We start from the raw sequence: 20681 nt of genomic DNA on the forward strand, positions 1-20681 counted from the left end.
CGTCGACTCCCTTACAAGAGAGCCGACGTATTTTTTTCGTTTCTATTCGAGAAAATCAAAAATAGAAAGCCTTATAAACGATCGATCAATTCTTCTAATTCATTTAGACGTTGTTCAAACATCGACATTGCATCTTCGATATATGCAGCCTGTGTCATATCAACTCCTGCTTTTTTCATTACTTCCACAGGATAATCGCTGTTACCTGCTTTTAGGTAAGCCAAGTAGTTCTCTAGTGCCTCTGGTTCCTGGTTTAGTATTTTCTTCGCCAGTGCTGAAGCAGCAGAAAAGCCAGTCGAGTATTGGAAAACATAGTAATTATAATAAAAATGCGGTATCCGTGACCATTCGAATTTAATTTCTGGGTCTTCTTCGACTGCTGGACCATAATATTTTGCATTCAATTTACCATAACTATCACTTAGGTATTCACTAGTCAATGGCACACCTTTTTCATCTTCCGTATGCATGAAATGCTCGAATTCAGCGAATTGTGTCTGGCGGAAAACTGTTCCTTTAAACCCATCCAAGTAATGGTTGAGTACATAAGCCCGTACACGAGGGTCTTTTTCTGTTTCCAATAAATACTCCGTTAGGATATTTTCATTCGTTGTCGAAGCAATTTCTGCTAAAAAGATGGAGTAGTCGCCGTACACATAAGGCTGGTTCGAACGAGTGAAATAACTATGAACACTATGTCCCATTTCGTGGACAAGCGTAAATAGCTGATCCAGCGTATCATGCCAATTCAATAAAATATATGGATTTGTGTCATAGCTTCCCGAAGAATAAGCACCGCTTCGTTTCCCTTTATTTTCGACAACATCGATCCAACGTTCAGAGAATGCTTTTTCTACGATGGCCATGTATTCTTCACCCATTGGTTTCAGTGCTTCTAAAGCTTTTTCTTTTGCTTCTTCGTACGTAAAGGTAATTGGAGCTTCCCCTAAGACCGGTGTATAAAGATCATACATGTGCAGTTTTTCCACTTCTAATAAACGTTTCCGTAATTCCATGTATCGATGTAACAAAGGCAAATGCTTGTTTACCACGTCTACCAAAGTATCGTATACACTTTCAGGAATATGATTATTGCTCAAAGACGCTTCTCTGGCAGAGCTGTAATTACGGACTTTCGCTTTAAAATTATGTCCTTTTATATGTGTGCCTAAAGTAGAAGCAAATGTATTTCTAAATTGTTCGTAAACACTGTACAATCCCTTAAATGCTGCTTCGCGTACCCTTCGATCCGTGCTTTCTAGCAACTGACCATACACGCCATGAGATAATTGGACTATTTCACCATTTTCTCCTTCAATCGTTGGAAAAACTAGATCTGCATTATTCAAAACAGCAAATGTATCACTTGAAGCATCAAAGATTTCACCTGCTCCAGCAAGAAGAGATTCCTGCTCAGCAGATAAGACATGGGCTCGATTATCTACTATTTGCTGGATATAATGGCGATAGACTTCCAATTTTGGTTCTTCTTTGAAATATTGCCAAATCTGGTCATCTGACAATTGCAATATTTCTGGTTCAAACCAGGAAACGGCTTCACTAACTTTCGAAAACAGACTGCTTGCTCTTGCATAAAGCGCTTGGTAATCTGTATTTCCAGTGTCTTGATCGTTTTTAAGGTGCGCATATACATAAATGACTTCAGTTTGGCGATAAACCCTCAATACGAATTCAATCGCATTTAAAAATTGAGAAGCGCCTTGATCAAGTGTTCCTTTGTGTTTTTCAGATTGTTTTAACTCTTCTGATAATTCCAAATATTTCTCATCAAACTCTTGGTCGCTTGAAAAGATCTTGGTCAAGTCCCAAGTTAAATTTTCAGGCAATTCTTCTCGTTTTGGCAACTGCTTTACTTCCATGAAATCCACTCCTTTTCTTCCCTTAGCTCTATCTATCAAAATAGATCATAGTCTAACATCCACATGTCACAGCATCTAACTTTTCTACTCATTCATGTGTCTGCTTCCATCAATTTTAGCATAACTAAATCTTGTTTTACATAGAAAACCGATTCCTAGCCTATTTTTATACTTACTATTTTTTCAAAGAAGACAAGTGTATGCATTCGTTAAAAAACTGCTGATAGACCATCTCTTCATCAATCATAGGAAAAAGCCATTCCCTTTTATGTTCTTTTATTTGGCAAAGCCATGAGTTGAAATCAGGAACTTTCTGGTTTTCCAAGGCTTCTTCGTACAACATTCGATAAAGAAAAACCTGTTCTTGTAAATAAAAGAAAAACCGACTTTTTTGATAGATCCACGATGATAGATGCAAAAGATGTTTATGACGCAAGTAGCATTGTTCTTGTATGGATACTGTATTCTTTTGCTTGTGAATAAGTTGGCGTGTCAGCCATTTCTTCCCATCTTCACTCACTTTTTCTATTTTTTTCATTTGGTTCATTTTAATTTCGTTACTAGTGAATATTTCTTTAAGGTCCCTACTAGAAAAAGTCCAACAGCTACTGCAAAAGGAAATATGCCCTGATACAGTCTCTGTAATATGATGATACAAATAAAGCTTTTGTTTCTTGAGATCAGCTTTCCAGCAATGCACTCCTCTTTTTCTATTATAGTAGCAGCAACTTTTTTCTATCAATGAGAATTGCGATTGTCCAAGAAAAGAATTACCAAGTATCCACCATACTTGGTAACTGTTATTCAAATAATTTTGGGTTCTTTCAATAAATCTCTGGTGAGACAGTCTAGAACATTGGATTTCTATTGCTAGATTCGCCAACAAAATATCCGGCCTTTGCCGCAACCTCGGCAAATAGGCTTCCAAAAATACTGGTTCTACTGACTGTCCCAGCCAATTCATGAAGCATTCCTTTAACTGTAAGTGCTCTTTTGATTCTCTTTCACTAAAGACCGAACAGTTATCTGATTTTTGATGGGCAAAATGAGCACATTTTTTCTTTCCCTTTTTCAAAATCACTCTTTTTCGACAGCCACGACAATAATATTTCTTTCCTTTTTCTGCATGTTTAGCAAAACAGCACTTATTATATTCATTCATTGCAAGCAGCATTTTTCTCCCTCTGAACTTATTTACGTCTAAGAATTTATTTACACGAAAAAAGAGGGCGTGAAAAAGCTATTCTGCATCAAGTAATAAGAACAGCTAAACAAAAATAGTTCCCAATATTTTTCGTTTGGTTGGGCTTGTTACCGCAGATGCAAGCTTTTGAACACTATTTATACGAAAAAAAGACTGCGACACAATTTTTGTCACAGTCTCTTACTATAATGCTGATTTATACAAAATAAAATTTCGTTCGCTCGATAGCATTACGTGCCATCAGACATTTTCCATATTCATTCAATGTTTCTGGTGTACGATCGCTCTTTTCAGCAAACTCCAAAATTCGAGCAATCTGATTCTCTACATCCGCTTGGTTGAGATTTTCCATCCAGAAGTGAACGACTAGGTAATAGCGCTCTTCGAATAAATACAAATCAGTCCAAGCAGACTCTAGTTCGACATCTGTTGCAAGTTGGATCACTTGTTCAAAATCTTCAAAAGCAAAAGTTGCTTGTCTTTCCTGTTCTTCTAGGGCGCTTCCAGATAATTCTTCCTCCGGATCGCTGCCAATAATCTGCTGACGAAGAAAGTCACTCACATCTTCTGAATCAACAGTAGAATCTTCTGATTGAGAAATTTCTTCATCCGGAAGATTTTTACTGATAAACAGTTCTAATCCGTCTCCTTTTGGCAAAACTTGGAAAGTGACAGCTTCGCTTCCTCGGAACTCCTCTTCGATATCAACTTCTTCCAAAATACTATAAAAGAAATTTTCGATTTCTTTGTGATTGCCAAGTAAATCCAAAAATGAAACGCCCCGTTCCTCTAAATCTTCATGACCAATTAGTACACGGATCGTATTTTCATTAATATGTTCCATTTCCATTTTGCTACACCTCACTTTGCCACAATGTTTAATATAGATTCATTGTAGCGAAATCAGCTTAAATGTAAAGAAAAAAAATCTCGCTGTTAAGTGAATTTAATAAAACCAGCGGATTTTTCAACCTTTCAAGCTATCTTATTTAACTATAACATTTTTGGCAGACGAATACTATATAGCCGACTTTTCAGCTAATTTTTCCTCTCTATTTTTCGTGCAATCATCATCTTCTACTACCTTTTTATACATCTAATCAAGAATACTTTTTGTAAAAACAAAAAAACTTGGAAAAACTATCTTTGTAATAGTCTTTTCCAAGTTTCGTATTATCCTTCTATAATCCAGCCATCAATTGTGCTTGACGTAATTCTAATTGTCGTACATCGCGCGGTAGGAACCGACGAATTTCATCTTCATTAAAACCAACTTGCAGACGTTTATCATCAATCATGATTGGACGGCGAAGCAATCCAGGATTGTTTTGCACAAGTTCCAATAATTCTTGTAACGGCAGATCATCTAAATCCATGTTCAGTTTTTGGAATACTTTGGAACGTGTCGAGATGATTTCTTCTGTTCCGTCTTCTGTCATTTGTAAAATCGCTTTTAATTCAGAACTGTTCAATGGTTCTGAAAAAATATTACGTTCAACAAATGGAATCTGATGTTCTTGCAACCACGCACGAGCCTTTCTGCAGGAAGTACAACTTGGGGAAGTATATAATGTTAACAACGTGCACCACTCCTTTTCGTGATAAGAATCACTTTTTTGTAACAGAAGATCATAATAATCTCCCATCTGTTTCTATTATACATAATCAACTTTTAAATAGCTACCTTTTTTTCATAATTTTTTTAAAAAAATGAAAGTTATCTAAGGTTAATATACAGTAAAACCAGCATTCTCGCTTTTTTTATCATTTAAAAATTAGAGTTTTCAAATCTAATTCAAATTTTCTAAACATATGAAACAGCGTATAAAACTGTACTATTATTTTATCTCAAAAGCTAAATGAAACCGATTTCTTAAGATTTTTTATGTTTTTTATTTCTTTAATAGTAATGTTTTCTGTCATTTTAAATAATACTGTTCTTTATCATAACGCTTATTTTCTCTGTTATATAAGCGTAGTATTTTAAAGCAATGATTACTAAATAAAATTTACTATAAACAAATAAATCAAATAACGTTATTTTATGTTTGAATAGTTATATTGAGACTGTATTAAAAAAATAAATCTTTCGAAAATTCCACAGAGATTGCATTAAAATAAATCAATCGACTTCTACCATAATGATTAATTTGTTCATCAAACTTATTGACGTGTTTCACGATTTTTAGTGAAAAAAACTGAAATATAAAAACCTTATTCTGTCAAGGAAATAGAAATATAGTAAGAAAAACCTTTATTTATCAGCTTTTTTAGACAATTTTTTCTGTTACAATAGTCAAGGATTTGTGAAAAAATCAATGAAAACCGAAAGGCGTGTAAAATTTTGATTAAATCAGTTGTGTTTGATGTTGATGATACGATGTATGATCAGCAGCAGCCATTTCGAAACGCGGTCAAAAGAGTCGTTCCGCTTGTTTCAGATGCAGATATGCATCCACTATATATCCGGTTCCGCCATCATAGTGATGAAAACTTCCCAAAAGTAATGGCAGGAGATTGGACACTAGAATATATGCGAGCACATCGGATCAGCCAATCACTAAAAGATTTAGACTACCCTCATATTACGGAAGAAGATGGCCTCTTATTTCAAAAAATTTACGAGGAAGAACTTGATAATATCTGCTTGCATGAGGAGGTCAAAAAAACCCTCGATTTCTTGAAGGAAAAGAATGTCCCATTAGGAATTATCACAAATGGGCCGACTGACCATCAGACAAAAAAACTGAAGCAACTTCAATTGAACAATTGGATTCCTTCCCGCAATATGCTCATTTCTCAAGCAACAGGTTTCCAAAAACCAGAAAAAGAGATTTTTCAGCTGGCTGAGAAAGAATTTCATATGCTTCCAGAAGAGACCTTATACGTTGGCGATAATTACGACAATGATGTTCTAGGTGCAAAAAGTGCTAACTGGCAAGCGCTTTGGTTCAACCATCGAGAACGCAAAATTGAACAGACTCCAATTTGCGATATCGAGATTTCTTCTTTTGATCAGCTGTTAGAGACAATGAAGACAATCTTTGTATAACCTTTAAAAATAGAAATAAAAAAATGATAGCAAGGAAGCTGGGATAAAATGGAATCCCAGCCTCCTTGCTATTTTTTAAATCAAATAAACAATCGCTTCTTTAGAAAGACTTTCTTACCCATTACTGAACGCTTTTTCGAGTCTCTTACTCCTCGATTTCTCCTACACTTAAAATCATGCGGATGTCTTCTTCAGTCAGTTTCGTCAACTGTTCTTCATTACCTTGGATCACTTTTTGGAACAGTTCGCGTTTTTCTTGCTGGAGTGAATCCATGCGTTCCTCAATCGTTCCTTCAGAGATCATACGCCACACTTCTACCACATTTTTTTGTCCGATCCGATGTGCACGTCCAGCAGCTTGTTCTTCAATGGCAGGATTCCACCAAAGGTCATACAAGATGACCGTATCTGCTCCCGTGAGATTCAATCCAGTTCCCCCAGCCTTTAAGGAAATCAGAAAAACATCTTTTTCGCCAGCATTAAATGCGTCTACCATACTTAACCGATCTTGTGGTTTCGTACTGCCTCTTAAATAAAATGTCGAGATCCCTAGCTCGGCTAACTCTTCTTGCAAGATAGTCAGCATCCCTGTAAATTGAGAAAACAGCAAAACTCTTCGTTTGTTCTCTTTGGCAGCTACCAGTAGATCTTTTACTTGTTCGAGCTTGCCGGAACCGCCTTGGTAATCTTCAATAAACAGACGAGGATCGCAGCAAATTTGTCGCAGTCTTGTCAGACCAGCAAGTATCCCGATCCGGTTTTTCTTGAATGCTTCAGAATCCATTGACGTGATTTCTTCACGCATTTGACGCAAGTAAGCTAAATAAACAGTTTTTTGTTCTTCTGTAAGTGCAGAATATAGATTCATCTCTGTTTTTTCCGGCAAGTCTTTCAACACAGTTTGTTTATCTCGCCGTAAAATAAACGGTCGAATCATTTGCGCAATTTCTTCTGCGGCAAGTTCCCTGAATTTTGTTTTAGTCGGGAAAAATCCTGGCATAATCGTTGCAAACAATGACCACAATTCTTCTAAATTATTCTCGATTGGTGTCCCACTCAGTGCAAACCGCTGAGGTACAGCTAATTCTCTCAATGCTTGTGCAGTTTTCGTACTGCTATTTTTGACCATTTGTGCCTCATCAAGAATCAAATAATCAATTTTTTGCGACTGATAATTAGCTAGATCTTGTCTTAAGCTGGCATAAGAAGTCACTCGGATATCTGTGTCTTTAGCCAGTAATTCTTCACGTTCTTTTTTATTCCCATTGATTACTTGGATACTCAAAGAAGGGGCGAATTTTCTCACCTCTGCCTGCCAGTTGTAAATTAAGCTCGCAGGCGCTACGATCAAAGCAGAGAAGCTTTTCCGTTCTTCTTTTTCCGAAAGTAAAAAGGCAATTGTCTGTAGTGTTTTCCCAAGTCCCATTTCATCGGCTAAAATACCGCCAAACTGATAATGACCTAACATCTTCAACCATCGAAAACCTTGCTTTTGATAATCTCTCATCGTTGCATTCAATCCTTTGGGAAGCTGCGCCTGGTATCTTTCTGGATGAATGAGATCTTGTACCATCGTTTGGAACGATTCACTAAAAGTAGCATTGCTTTTTTCCAATTGATTTTGAATGATCAATCCTTGATTTTTAGGTACATGGATCGTTCCTTCTTCTGTACGTATCGATTCCCGTAATTGTTGCAACACTTGGCTTGTTTGTTGAAATTCTTCTGAATCAAAAGAAAGAACCTGACCATTTTCTAATGTATAAAAAGCATCATTTCTCAGCAAGCTTTGCAGGACATGATCGATTTCTTGCTCCTCTATCCCTGTCACATCGAATCGAATATCGAGCCATGAACCGGTCTCGGTTACTTCGATTTTCGGTTGATGTTTATGCGCATCTAAATACAACTCTCGCAATTTTCTTCCAAGTCTGACTTCACCAAACTGACGGAAGACAGATAGTTCTGTGCGGAAAAAGGCATATAGTTCTTCCCCGCTTGGCAATGGACGTTCATAACCAGTTTCATTTTTCTGGTAGCGATACATTCTGAATAGATCAAGTACTCGTTTCTCTTCTACTGTGTCACGTAACACCTGAAAAGCCTGTTCTGTCGAGACCTCATGCTTCGGGTCAGTCGAATAGATGACTTCGCCATAGACGAAATCGACTCGAGCTTGGATTTTTCCTTTTGCTTTTCGGAAAAAGAAAATAAATTCGACGGGGATATCTGCTACTTCCTCTTCTACTGCAGGGGCAATAGCTACGTCGCCGATCTCTGACAGCAGAGGGATAATCTCTTTAAACAAAGACGGTAATTCTTTTTTCTTGAACACTACTTCTGGTTTCTCCAATCGGCGAATCAATTGTTTCCAAGTTTGATAAACCGTTTGTTGATATTTCGTCAGAGAATAAAATGTCCCTTGGATAACTCCCCACTGATAATGCATAAAGAAAAAATCAAAATCATTCAATGCTTGCAGCAAATAATCTTCTCCAAATTTTTCCACTTTGAATGATAAAGGTTTGTTTTGATCGGAAAATTGTATTCCTTGATCGTTTTGTTCATTTATCTGCAGATGCAAACGTGTAGTCTGATTCATCTGCTCTAACAGGAAGCGGGCTTGTTCTACTGGGAGAAGCAGATATCTTTTATCTAGTTTTCCTTTGACTTGTAAGCCGTTCGCACCTAATAATTGATGCGTCTGAGCACTTCCTGCAAGATGCGTGAGTATTTTTTGATCTTCTTTTTGAAACGCCCGTTTATCTAGACGAAACTGGTACTGTTTATTAACAGTGTAAGTTTCTTTTTCTGCGTAAGCTTGTAAAAAATCATAGATGTTTTTTACGATATATGTTTTTTTCGGTGATGCCAATGAACCGATACGCAAGTAAAGTGCCAAAATAGAAAGCTCTGGGTGATACTGATTAGTCTCAATCGTTTCTACTTGGTATTCAATAATCAAAGGTTGCACCGCTTGAGGATTGTTTTGTGTTTTTAGACGAGAAAAACCTTTTGCAATGATTTCTCCCTCACTTGTTGCTTTTACCGGTTCTAGCATTGGCTGGTCTTTTTTCATGATACGAGATAGATTTTTCGACCGTAAATAAAGTTCCACAGCAACTGTATGCTTACAATATTTATGTTCCTCCCAATAGGGACATTGGCAGTAATCTATCTCTTTTGCTGTACCATCCAAATCAACCATATACAATTCACTGCCCAAGACTTCTGCATGCCACACGTTTTCTTCTTGGTCAGGGACAACCGATAACACTCGGCCTTCTTGCAAGTATTGACGTCCACGTGCAATGACTTTTTCTGGAATACTCCATTTCATAGTTACCAATCTCCCTTTTTATCCAAGTTGATAGCGTATTTTGCTTTGTCCGCTACCTTCTGTATCAATTCTTATTTGTTGTAATACTCGTTCTTTCAATTCTCTTACATGACTAATGATGCCGATCATTCTTCCTTCACTTTCGATCGTTTCTAAAGCTTCCATTGCCATTTCCAAAGCTTCTTCATCTAATGACCCAAATCCTTCATCAATAAACAATGCATCGATTGCTACACCACCAGCTTGTGCCTGGATCACATCGGCAAGAGCTAATGCTAAAGAAAGTGCTGCAATAAAACTCTCACCGCCAGACAGGGTATGCGCACTTCGAGACATACCTGCCTGATCATCATAGATATTGATTTCTAATCCGGTTTTCCCTCGATAACTGCCAATGGTATCCGCTAGCTCAAATTGATAACGATTTTTCGTTAAACGTTGGAGATGATCATTTGCTACTTGTAACACTTCTTGAAGATAAACCTGAAGCACATACCGTTCCAAACTAGTCTTCTTAGGATTTTCTCCGTTGAATGTTTGCGAAAGCTGCTGTAATTGCGTAAGCTCATCTAATTTCGTCTGGCTTGTGTGATAAATCGAAAGACATTCATCGTAGATTTTTTGATTACTAATTTTTTGTTCTTGTAAACCGTATATCTTTTCTTGCTTTATTTCGATCATACGTCTTATTTCTTCTAACTGTTGGCTGATCTCTTCTGTATCTGGGAATGTCTCAGTTAGCTGGATATTTTCTAATTGACGCAGCCGGTCAGCTGTCACTAATTGCTCTTCATGATAAGAAGTAACTGTACGTTGGTTTTCTTTATATTGTGCTTGCTGTTGTGCAAATGCACAGATTTCTTCAATTGTTGAAAAATACGACTGGCTTTCTAAATTTTTAGCTATTCTTTCTTGTTCCTTTTCTATTTTTTCATCTATTTTTTCTATTTGTTCATGTTGAAGATCAAGCTGTGTCCGAAGCGTATGAAGATCTTGCAACAATTGCACTCCTGCTTTCTGCTCAACAGCTAGTTGATTCGAGTCTTTTTCTAACTGTTTTTCAAGTCGTCGTATCTCCTCTTCTAAACAGTTACTATCCGTATCTTGCAATTGTTGTTCTAAACTTTTGATTTCTCCTTGCAGTTGCTGGAGCTGATTATTTTTTTCTGTCTGCTGCTGTTTGTAGACAGCTAATTGTTGTTCGAGCTTTTCTGCTTGTTGTCTTATTTCTTTCAGCTCTATTCTTGTATTGGCCATCTTGCTTTTTCGTCTATCTAAAGATTGTTCGATTACTACAAGAGCTGTTTTTGTTTTTTGTTCTGTTATCTCAGGAAATGCCTTTTTCAAAGCCTGTTGCAAGTGTTCTTCTTGTTCAGCCAATTGTATATTCGTTGCCATGATTTTTTGTTCTAAATCTGATAATTGTTGTTGAAGATTATTTTCATGTGCTTCACTTTTGGCAATGATTTGCTGAGTTCTTTCTACAGCAGACTCAGCTTCTGCCAGTTGTTGTTCTACTTTTAAGATATCTTCCTTATTTGGCTGTTCGTGTTTTAATTGTTGTATGGGGTGTTCCGTTGATCCACAAACAAGACATGGCTCCCCTGGACGCAAAAAAAGCTGAAGACGAGCAATTTGCTGCTTTGCCCATTGGCTTTTCAGCTGTTCTGCTTGTTCTGTCTGTTCTTTCAATAGCTGACTATTTTTTGTTATTTCTTCAGTTGCTTTTTTGAGTTCTTCTCTTATCTGTGCGAGCGACCCAGTGTCTTTTGCTTTTTGTTTTTCTATTTCTTGCTGCTTTTCATCTAGATATTTTAACTGTCCAAAAGCAAGACGATCTTCTTGCAGTTTTTCCTGATCCAGTAAATTTTCTTGAAGAATTCGAGTTCTTTCCTGATAGATAGCGAGATTTTGATACAGCTTCTCGGCATTCAATTCTTCTTTATCCAATGAAATTGTTAATTGTTCTGCGTCTTGTTTTTTACTACGTAAGGATTCGACAATTGGCACCATCATCTGTTTGTTTTGCAGTTTTTGAGCAGCTTCTTTGATTTTTGTTTGTCGGCGTACGCGGTTTGCTTCATTTTTTTGCCACTCTTCATAATTCTGCGTAGTCATCGCTAGTTTCTTTGTTTGCTCACTACTTTTTTGTGACAGTTCTATTTTTTCAGCTTTTATTTCTTGTAGGCGCTGGATTGGTTCGACTAATCGTTGCGTAAATTCATAATACCCAATCCATCGTTTCTTTTCCTCTATTTCGTCTTTTTGAGCAGCTAATTCCTTTTGCTTGTTTATTAATATCGTTTTTTCTTCATAACTTTTTTTCAAGCTTTCAAAACGATAGTAGGAATTTTCTAGTTGCTTTTGTTTTTCCTGAAGTTCCGTTAGAGCTTCTTTTTCTTCCGTGATTTGTTTTTCGAGTATTGCCTGATGGTTTGTCCATTGGGATAAAACGGCTTCAAACCCTGCTGCTGGTTCCTCTTCTTTGACTAAAACAAACCTTTTTTGCAGAAGATGCAGTTCTTGCTCTAAATGATCCAATTTTTGTTGCTGTTGTTTTGCTTTTTCTTTTAATCGCTCATTGAACTGTTGGAAAAACTGAGTACCGAATAAATGACGTAAAACAGTCTCTTTATCACTGCTTGATGAAACCAAAAAATTACGGAATTCTCCTTGGGGTAGTAAAACGATTTGAGAAAACTGTTTCGCATCGAGATTCATCAGTTCTCTGATCAACTGATCTGCTTCTGTACGTTTTGTGATTTGTTTGATTTCTTTTCCTTTCCCATCAAAAATGGTCAACGTTACTTTGGCTGCCTGTTTTTTTGTTCCGTTTCCTTTTCGTTTTGCTAAAACTTGTTCTGGTTTTCGTTCGATTTCATAGCTCATCTGCTGATGTTCAAAAGAAAAAGTCACGCTTGTTTCTTCGTCTGGTGTAGCAAACAAAGAACGCATCTCTTTTCCAGAGCGAAGTCTTCCGGAAGTTTCACCAAAAAGTGCGAAGGTGATCCCATCAAAAATCGTCGTTTTGCCAGCTCCTGTCTTCCCGCTGATCAAAAAAAGCGGTGCTTCTGTCAAACGTGAAAAATCTACGGTCTCATTGATAAAAGGACCAAAATTTTTAAGTTGTAATTTTTTCGGTTTCATTCTTGATCATTCCATTTCCATGATTTCTTGCAACGTTTCTCCGAGCCATTTTTCTTGGTTTGCAGTTAGCTGTTCTTCCGTCATTTCACTAAAAAATGCTTCTGCTAATTTTTGAGGATCTTTCATTTCTAGTACTTTCCGTTTGCGCTTTGATTGTTCTGCTCGACCGTTTGCCCGTTCAATCCCCAAAATACGAGGATATATTTGCCGAAGCTGGTTCATCATATTCGGGATGATCGTTCTGTCAGTGAGATAGATATGGATGTAATTCTCCCGATTGACGGACTGATAAAAGGCAGGGTCCAGCAATTCTTTGAAACTCGCTGTTATTTCTTCAATATCATGCAGGGGTTCGATCTCCCTAAAATTCAACTCCAGGCCTGTTGTCAGGTCAACGATCCATACGCCTTTTTTTTGGTTGATCTCAGATAAAGAGAATTTCAATGGGGAACCGCTATAGCGAGCATTATCCTGTCTCAAAGCAGCTTGATTATGCAAATGTCCTAGTGCTACATAATCAAACGGTGTAAGTAGTTCACCAGGGATCGAATCCAACCCGCCTACTTCGATTTTCGTTTCCGAATCAGATTTTACACTTCCCATTACAAAAAAATGGCTAATCAATACTTGTTTTTTTTCTGAATCAAATAGCTCCTGCATTTTATCTATCACCTTGGCTACCGCTTGCTTGATCGTTCGGATATTGTCATCTTCAAAATATAATCTCGCTGCAATTGGTTCAAAGTAAGGAAGAAAGAAAAATTGTACGTTTTTAAACTCGACTGGTTCAAATGCTTCTGCTAGCTGTGTTCGCAAAAAATAGTTCGAATAACTGAACCATGGCGTACCCGCTGAAAGTCTCGTACTGCTATCGTGATTTCCTGATATAGCAAAAATCGGGATCTTTTCCTTTAAATTCCAATCGACCATCAATTCATTGTATAATTCTACGGCATCAACAGCTGGGACACTCCTATCATATAAGTCTCCGGCAATCACGATTGCCTCTACTTTTTCTTCTTTCGCGATATCTAGTATAGAAGATAGTACATGACGCTGGTCTTCAATCAAGTCATAACCTTGTAGTTTTTTTCCGATATGCCAATCGGCTGTATGTAAAAAACGCATTCAATCACCTCAAAAAATGTCCTTCTAATTATTATAACACTTTGATCCATTACATGACACCTGTCTTCTATTTTACATATTGGAACGCAAAAAGAGGGCAGACTTGACGTCTCTCCCTCGTTTTCATTGAAAAAGTCTGAACTGAACAGGACAGTAGATTCAAAAGACCGCCCACGCATAAACTTATCATTTTATTTTTTTTTGACTTCATATTTGAAATCAGGGTTCACTTCTTTGTCCAATTTGTCAAAAGCTGCTTGTGTTCGTCGTTCGATCTCCGCCATACCTTCTTTATCCGTTTTCTTGATATCTGATAAGTCGATTGGTTCGCCGAAACGCACTGTCACTCTCTGACGCTTGAACAGATCCCCAAGTGTCAACGGACCTTGATATACAGCTGGCACGATTTTCGCTTTAGACATTCTGGAAATCAATGCCATTCCGCCTTTAAGTTCTGTAGCATGTCTTGTCCCACTGGGAAACATGATCAAACTCAAATTTGTCGATTTCAAAATCTTTACAGGTGTTTTAATGACGCTTGGTCCTGGATTTTCTCTTTTAACTGGAAAAGCATTGGATCGAGTTAATATAAATCGCAGAACTGGATTTTTGAACAGTTCTTCTTTTGCCATAAAGCTGAATTCCTTGGGTGCTGCAGCTACCGCCAGATATAATGGGTCCCACCAAGTACGATGGGGAGCAACTAGTATGTAATTCTCATCTTGCGGTAAAACTTCTTTATTCTCATAGCGGGCATTTCCATTAACTAAGGCTAATAGTACTCGAACTACCCCGCGCATAAATCGATAAAACATAGTCTCTTCCTTTCCCTTCTTATGGTCATAGTATGCATAAAAAATAGAGGTTTGACAAGCCACCTTGGTTCTTTTTAATAAAAATAGTATAATACAGACGACTATTTTTTTCATTTTGGAGGGAATCCATGCTTCACGAAGACGAACGAATCGACCAATTATACGCAGAAGATATCAAGATTATCCAAAGTTCCAAAGTGTTTTCTTTTTCTTTAGATGCTGTGCTGCTTGCTCACTTTTCCCGTGTACCTAAAAAAGGGAAGATTGTTGACCTTTGTGCAGGAAATGGCGCAGTTGGACTTTTTTTAAGTAAACGAACCCAGGCGGCTATCGACGCTATCGAACTTCAACCTCGTCTAGCAGACATGGCAAGACGTAGTATCGCGCTTAACCATTTAAATGAACAAATGACCGTCCACACCATCGATCTGAAAGACAGCTTATCTGTCGTTCGGCATAATTCTTGTGACTTAGTCGTCTGTAATCCACCTTATTTCAAAGGGCTGCCAACAAATAAAACGAACCCTAATAAACACCTGGCAATCGCCCGTCATGAGATCCATACGACGTTAGAAGAAGTGATCGATATTTCAAGTAAGCTACTAAAAACAAATGGACGCTTTACTATGGTCCATCGTCCTGATCGGTTCTTAGAAATCATTCAGGTCATGCAAGACTATCGAATTGCACCTAAAAGGATCCAATTTGTTTACCCAAAACCTGGAAAAGAGGCAAATATTTTGTTAGTTGAAGGAATCAAAGAAGGCAAATTAGACGGATTCAAAGTCGCTCCACCATTGATCACTTACAATATGGATGGAGAATACACTGTAGAGATTCGTGAGATGCTCTATGGCAAATGAACATTATTTTTACGTGTTATTCTGTAAAGATCAGACATTTTATGGTGGATATACAACCGATCTTTCTAGACGATTAGAGGAACATAACAATGGTACTGGTGCTAAATATACTCGTCTTCAAAAAAGAAGACCTGTTAAGATGATCCATGCAGAAGTATTTTCTTCAAGAAGCGAAGCAACAAAAGCAGAAGCTGCATTCAAAAAACTCACCCGAAAACAAAAAGAACGTTATTTACAGACACACTCAACCGTTTTGCTTCCTGAATCTATATGAATGTTAAAAACACGATAAATATAAAAAAACTTCAGGCAAAAACAAATGTTTTTGCCTGAAGTTTTTTGTAGCTATCATTCTGTCACGTTTGTCTCACTGCTGTTCGTACTTGAACTTCCTCCTAGCAAGGCTTCGCTGACTAAGTGAATGTAATGTGTCATCCCTTCAGGATTTGGATGGACTTGATCATCATAAAACCAGTCACTATGGTCATTACTGTAGCTGTACCAATCAATCAGCGTCATATTGTCGTATTTTTTCGTCATCTGTTCAAGCATCGCATTCACGTCATTTTGCCAGCGCTTCGTCGGTACTCGGACATTGACCCAGTATACTTTTCGATCACCGATTGCATCCATCACACTATCAAACTGAGCTTCCGAGAATGAGCCATTCGTTCCTAGTCCAATCAGAACAGTGTCTTTCAACAAATCTTGTTCCTTTAATTTTTCAATGTAAGGTACACTGGCATATAATTGTCGTCCGACATCTCCATCTACCACTACTTTTGGATAAAGTTCTTGTAGATCCGTTGCAGCATCCAACATAACTGAATCACCAAATGCCGTTAGTTCTAATTTTTGTGCCTTATTCCCTTGTGCCTTGGACAACTCGTACTTATCAAGGATCGCTTGGTCAACCGAACTAGTGGTGTTTTCTGAATTGTTTCTGGTTTCTTCTGCTAATTTTTTACTTTCAGCGATTTTTGCCTGCAGTTGTTTTTGATCGGCTGTTACAGCGTTTTTCGGTGCCGTAACGAAACCAACGAGTGCAATTGCTACAAGTAATGTGCCTGGAACAACCCATGGTTTGCTCTTACTGATGATCGGTTTGCTGAACCATCCTTTCATCACTTGGAATGTACGACCATAATCAAAACGTGCTAGCGGACGCTCCACATATCGATAAGAAAGTTCACTGATGATTAGAATCAATGTGATTTCCACTAAAGTATGCAACAAAACATGATCGGCAATATCAGTCACCTTTGCTTCATAAAAAATCATAACTGGAAACTGATACAAATAAATGCCATAGCTTCGTTTGCCAATCCAAGTAAATACTGGATTTGTCAACCATCGATTCAAACTTGCTCCAGGGTGTGCTGTCACTGCAACTAGCACTACGCATAACAGACTCACTAGGAGCATTCCTCCGTAATAGATGAAATTGTAATGATCATCTAAAAAGAAGAAGCAAAGAATCAGTGCCAAAAGCGAGATTCCTCCAGCGATATTCAGAATATTTTTCGCTTGTTTCGGGATGTTTTTCTTTAAACGCGTACTTGGCCAAACAAACGCAAGCGCACTTCCCAACCATATAGAAAACAGACGAGTGTCGGTACCGTAATAAACACGGGTTGGATCGCCTCCTGGTGTATACAAGATCATCATCAAGATGGCGGAGAGGAAGGATGTACCTAACACAGTATAAAAGATCCATTTTCTTTTACGAACAAATACCATCAACAATACAAATAAGATCGGCCAAACCAAATAGTTTTGACCTTCTACTGCTAAAGACCAGATATGCGTAAACGGTGACTCATTAGCAAATCGATCGAAATAAGATAAACCGTTATTGATTTGCCACCAGTTGTTGACATACAGTAAGCTGCTGACCACAACTCCTCGAAGATTGTTTAACAGCCCTCGCTGAAACAAAGTGATATAAGCCGAAGCTGTCACAAGCATAAAAACAAGTGCCGGATAGAGTCTCTTCATTCTTCTGACATAAAATTGCCAAATATTGATTTTTCCATTTTGTTCCCATTCCTGCCGCAGCAGATCCGTGATCAAATAACCAGATACGACGAAAAAAATCGGAACGCCCAAATAGCCGCCTTTCATACTAGTTGGCAGAAGGTGATAGAAGATAACACCCACCACAGCTAATGAACGGAGCCCATCAAACCCAGTGATGTAGCGGCTGTTTTTTAACCTTTTTTGTTTTTCCATTCAATATTCCAACTTTTCATAAACTTTTTTCATTCGTAATATACGGGTATTAAGTGAAAATAGCAAGTAGAATCGTGTCCTTTCTCTACTATTTTTTCTATCATCCCATAAATTTAAAAAAATAAACATGCTTTTTTTCAACTTTAAGAAAATTTCAAATAAAAAAGCAGTTTTTCTTTGCTGATTCTACTATGGTAGAAAAAAACTGCAGACAAACGAACGTCTGTCTACAGCAGTATTTCATGAATTTTTGTCAAACTCGATCTAAATGCCATCCTCATAGAAACGACCAAGTATCTGGACGTTTTCTGCAATACTTACAAAAGCTTGTGGATCAGAAGCTTTCATTGCTTCTCTAAGTAGAGGCAGTTCGTATCGTGTAACGATCGTCATCAATACTGTCTGCTTATCATGCTTATAAGCACCTTCTGCTTCATTGATGATCGTGATCCCTCTACGCATACAGTTTTGGATTTCATTTACTACTTTTTCTGGATGTTTCGTTACGATCATTACCTGCATCTTCTTTTGTTTAGTATAAACGACATCAGTTACTTTTCCACTGACGAAAATAGACAACGTACTGTAAAACATATATTGCCAGCCAAATAGAATTCCGGCAACAAAAACGATCAATGCATTGAAGTAGATCGAAATAGAACCAATCGACTTTCCTGTTTTTTTACGAATCGTGATACTCACGATATCTAGACCGCCCGATGATAGGCCGTTTCTCAACGCTAGCCCAATACCTAGTCCCATCACAGCCCCCCCAAACAACGCACAGATGATTGGATCGGTAGATAGGACTGTTTCCGGTAAAATATGGATACAAAGGGAGGTCAAAGTGACTGTGATAAAAGTGAAAATTGTAAACTTCTTCCCGATTTTTAACCACGCCAATACAAACAAAGGTATATTCAGTAAATACAAAGTTGTTGATACCGGTACTTCGAATCCTATCAGTGATTTTGACAAAGTCGTCAAAATCTGAGCTAGACCAGTAATACCACTTGAATAAATATGTCCTGGCTGATAAAAGAAATTCAATGCGACTGATGCGATCAACGCATAAACGATAGATACCGAAAGCTTGGTCGTGTAATCATGATAAGCCCAATTTTCGAATGTTTTTTTCATGGAAAAGCCCCGCTTTATATGTTATGGCTTCATTATAAAGTGTTTTTCAATTAAATCAAGGTTGTCAAAAGAAGCGTATTCGACAAATCCTTTTTACCTTTTTATCGGCTATTCTTCTATATTCGTTACATCAATATTCAATTCGAACAATTGTAAAGGCGAAACCATACTTGGTGCATCACTCATCACATCTGCTGCTTTTCCGTTTTTAGGAAAGGCAATGACTTCACGAATATTATCTTCTCCGGCTAATAACATTGCAAAACGGTCCAATCCTAATGCAATACCGCCATGTGGAGGGAATCCGTAATCTAAAGCTGTTAACAAGAAACCAAATTGTTCTTCCATTTGTTCTTTTGTAAAGCCTAGAGTTTCTAGTACTTTTTCTTGAAGCTCACGAGTATGAATACGGATAGAACCTCCGCCTAGTTCATAACCGTTCAAGACGATATCATAAGCTTCTGCATAGACTTTTGCAGGGTCTTCAGCCAATAACGGGATATCTTCTTCTTTTGGCATCGTGAATGGATGGTGAGCAGAGACATATCGACCTTCTTCTTCTGAAAATTCAAATTGTGGCCAATCAGTTACCCATAAGAAATTGAATTTCGATTCATCAATTAGTCCTAATTCTTTTCCTAAACGTGTCCGGATAGCACCTAATGCAGCAGCGACGATTTCACTTTTATCTGCACCAAACATCAGCAAGTCACCTGGTTTTGCATCTGTTGCTTTAATGATTGCTTCTGTTGCTTCTCCCATGAATTTAGCAATTGGACCTTTCAATCCGTCTTCTTCTACTTTCAGCCATGCAAGTCCCTTAGCTCCGAATTGTCCTACATATTGACCTAACTGATCCATGTCTTTTCGTGAGTAGCGATCTGCAGCGCCTTTAGCATTCAATGCTTTCACGACACCGCCGTTTTCAAGAGCCATTTGGAAGACTTTGAATTCTACTTCTTTGACTGTATCGCTTAGATCGATCAATTCCATGTCAAAACGTGTATCCGGTTTGTCGCTTCCGTAGCGAGCCATTGCTTCATCATAGGTCATACGAGGAAATGGCAATGTGACTTCGATACCGCGAACTTCTTTCATTACCTTCGCAATCAATCCCTCTGTGTAAGTTTGGATTTCTTCTGCTGTTAAGAACGTTGTTTCAATATCTACTTGCGTAAATTCAGGCTGACGGTCTCCACGTAAATCTTCATCGCGGAAACAACGAACGATTTGATAATAACGGTCGAATCCAGCATTCATCAGCAATTGTTTAAACAATTGAGGAGATTGCGGCAACGCATAGAAATGTCCAGCATGGACACGTGAAGGAACTAGGTAGTCTCTTGCGCCTTCTGGTGTAGATTTCCCTAGGTAAGGTGTTTCGATATCGAGAAAGTCATTATCATCTAAATAATGACGAATCGCTTTTGTTGTCGCATTTCTTAATTTGATGTTTTTAGTCATTTTTGGACGACGCAGATCCAAATAACGATATTTCAAACGTATTTCGTCACTGATTGCTTGATCATCTTCAATTTGAAATGGTGGGGTTTTTGCTTGATTCAAAATCACGATTTCACTTGCAATCACTTCGAATTCACCAGTGGCCATTTTAGGATTTACTGCATTTTCTCCGCGTCTTCTAACTTCCCCAGTCACTTCGATCACGTATTCACTGCGACATTTATCCGCGATTTCCCATGCTTCTTTGTTGATTTCAGGATTAAAGACGATTTGAACGATTCCTTCACGATCACGTAGGTCGATAAAGATTACTCCCCCAAGGTCTCGTCTTTTTTGTACCCATCCTTTTAATGTAACTGTTTGTTCTAATTGTTGTTCGGAAACTAATCCGCAATAGATCGTTCTTTGTGCCATTT

14 protein-coding genes are annotated in these 20681 nt (G+C 37.9%); 3 read left to right on the forward strand and 11 right to left on the reverse strand.

Annotation, left to right across the window (positions count from 1 at the left end):
* Positions 1 to 71: 71 nt before the first annotated feature.
* The 4 genes from pepF to spxA form a co-directional block, all read right to left on the reverse strand.
* Positions 72 to 1880 (reverse strand): oligoendopeptidase F, encoded by a 1809-nt coding sequence (gene pepF, locus IGL15_RS12055; RefSeq protein ID WP_002288947.1) that lies wholly within the window; start codon positions 1878 to 1880, stop codon positions 72 to 74.
* A 175-nt stretch (positions 1881 to 2055) separates the two neighbouring features.
* Entirely contained in the window at positions 2056 to 3054 is a 999-nt protein-coding gene (locus tag IGL15_RS12060; protein ID WP_002307085.1) for a competence protein CoiA, read from the reverse strand.
* Positions 3055 to 3280: 226 nt separating this feature from the next.
* Positions 3281 to 3934 (reverse strand): adaptor protein MecA, encoded by a 654-nt coding sequence (locus IGL15_RS12065; protein WP_002299370.1) that lies wholly within the window; start codon positions 3932 to 3934, stop codon positions 3281 to 3283.
* Between the two features lie 331 nt (positions 3935 to 4265).
* Complete coding sequence (spxA, locus tag IGL15_RS12070) at positions 4266 to 4664, reverse strand: transcriptional regulator SpxA (RefSeq protein WP_002296384.1); 399 nt, start codon at positions 4662 to 4664, stop codon at positions 4266 to 4268.
* A gap of 764 nt (positions 4665 to 5428) precedes the next feature.
* Between spxA and IGL15_RS12075 the strand changes: the two genes are divergently transcribed.
* Positions 5429 to 6136, forward strand: coding sequence for an HAD family hydrolase (locus IGL15_RS12075; RefSeq protein ID WP_002294563.1), 708 nt, complete (start codon positions 5429 to 5431; stop codon positions 6134 to 6136).
* A gap of 145 nt (positions 6137 to 6281) precedes the next feature.
* On the opposite strand, the gene IGL15_RS12080 is transcribed toward IGL15_RS12075, so the two are convergent.
* The 4 genes from IGL15_RS12080 to IGL15_RS12095 all read right to left on the reverse strand — a co-directional run bounded on the left by IGL15_RS12080 (position 6282) and on the right by IGL15_RS12095 (position 14566).
* Positions 6282 to 9476 (reverse strand): DEAD/DEAH box helicase, encoded by a 3195-nt coding sequence (locus tag IGL15_RS12080; protein ID WP_002307082.1) that lies wholly within the window; start codon positions 9474 to 9476, stop codon positions 6282 to 6284.
* Between the two features lie 18 nt (positions 9477 to 9494).
* Positions 9495 to 12623, reverse strand: a complete 3129-nt coding sequence (locus tag IGL15_RS12085; protein ID WP_104765614.1) for an AAA family ATPase — start codon at positions 12621 to 12623, stop codon at positions 9495 to 9497.
* Between the two features lie 6 nt (positions 12624 to 12629).
* Positions 12630 to 13751 (reverse strand): exonuclease SbcCD subunit D, encoded by a 1122-nt coding sequence (locus IGL15_RS12090; protein ID WP_002299373.1) that lies wholly within the window; start codon positions 13749 to 13751, stop codon positions 12630 to 12632.
* Positions 13752 to 13942: 191 nt separating this feature from the next.
* Entirely contained in the window at positions 13943 to 14566 is a 624-nt protein-coding gene (locus IGL15_RS12095; protein ID WP_002288956.1) for a lysophospholipid acyltransferase family protein, read from the reverse strand.
* Positions 14567 to 14694: 128 nt separating this feature from the next.
* Here IGL15_RS12095 and IGL15_RS12100 point away from each other — a divergent pair, with 128 nt between their 5' ends.
* Positions 14695 to 15429 (forward strand): tRNA1(Val) (adenine(37)-N6)-methyltransferase, encoded by a 735-nt coding sequence (locus IGL15_RS12100; protein WP_002299374.1) that lies wholly within the window; start codon positions 14695 to 14697, stop codon positions 15427 to 15429.
* Positions 15419 to 15703: a GIY-YIG nuclease family protein gene (locus IGL15_RS12105; protein WP_002304776.1), complete on the forward strand. Its 285-nt coding sequence runs from the start codon at positions 15419 to 15421 to the stop codon at positions 15701 to 15703. Before IGL15_RS12100 ends, IGL15_RS12105 begins: the two co-directional genes overlap by 11 nt.
* Positions 15704 to 15777: 74 nt before the next feature.
* Here IGL15_RS12105 and IGL15_RS12110 read toward each other — a convergent pair whose 3' ends face one another.
* The 3 genes from IGL15_RS12110 to aspS form a co-directional block, all read right to left on the reverse strand.
* On the reverse strand, positions 15778 to 17661 hold the full coding sequence (locus IGL15_RS12110; protein ID WP_002303199.1) for an acyltransferase family protein: 1884 nt from the start codon (positions 17659 to 17661) through the stop codon (positions 15778 to 15780).
* A 264-nt stretch (positions 17662 to 17925) separates the two neighbouring features.
* A complete protein-coding gene (locus IGL15_RS12115) occupies positions 17926 to 18801 on the reverse strand; it encodes a YitT family protein (protein WP_002293644.1) in 876 nt (291 codons plus the stop codon).
* A 108-nt stretch (positions 18802 to 18909) separates the two neighbouring features.
* Positions 18910 to 20679 carry an aspartate--tRNA ligase gene (gene aspS, locus IGL15_RS12120; RefSeq protein WP_002289105.1) on the reverse strand — a complete coding sequence of 590 codons (1770 nt, stop codon included), beginning with the start codon at positions 20677 to 20679 and terminating at the stop codon, positions 18910 to 18912.
* Between the last annotated feature and the right edge of the window lie 2 nt (positions 20680 to 20681).

The sequence above is a fragment of the Enterococcus sp. DIV0436a genome (assembly GCF_051711605.1).
Lineage (GTDB): Bacteria > Bacillota > Bacilli > Lactobacillales > Enterococcaceae > Enterococcus_B > Enterococcus_B faecium.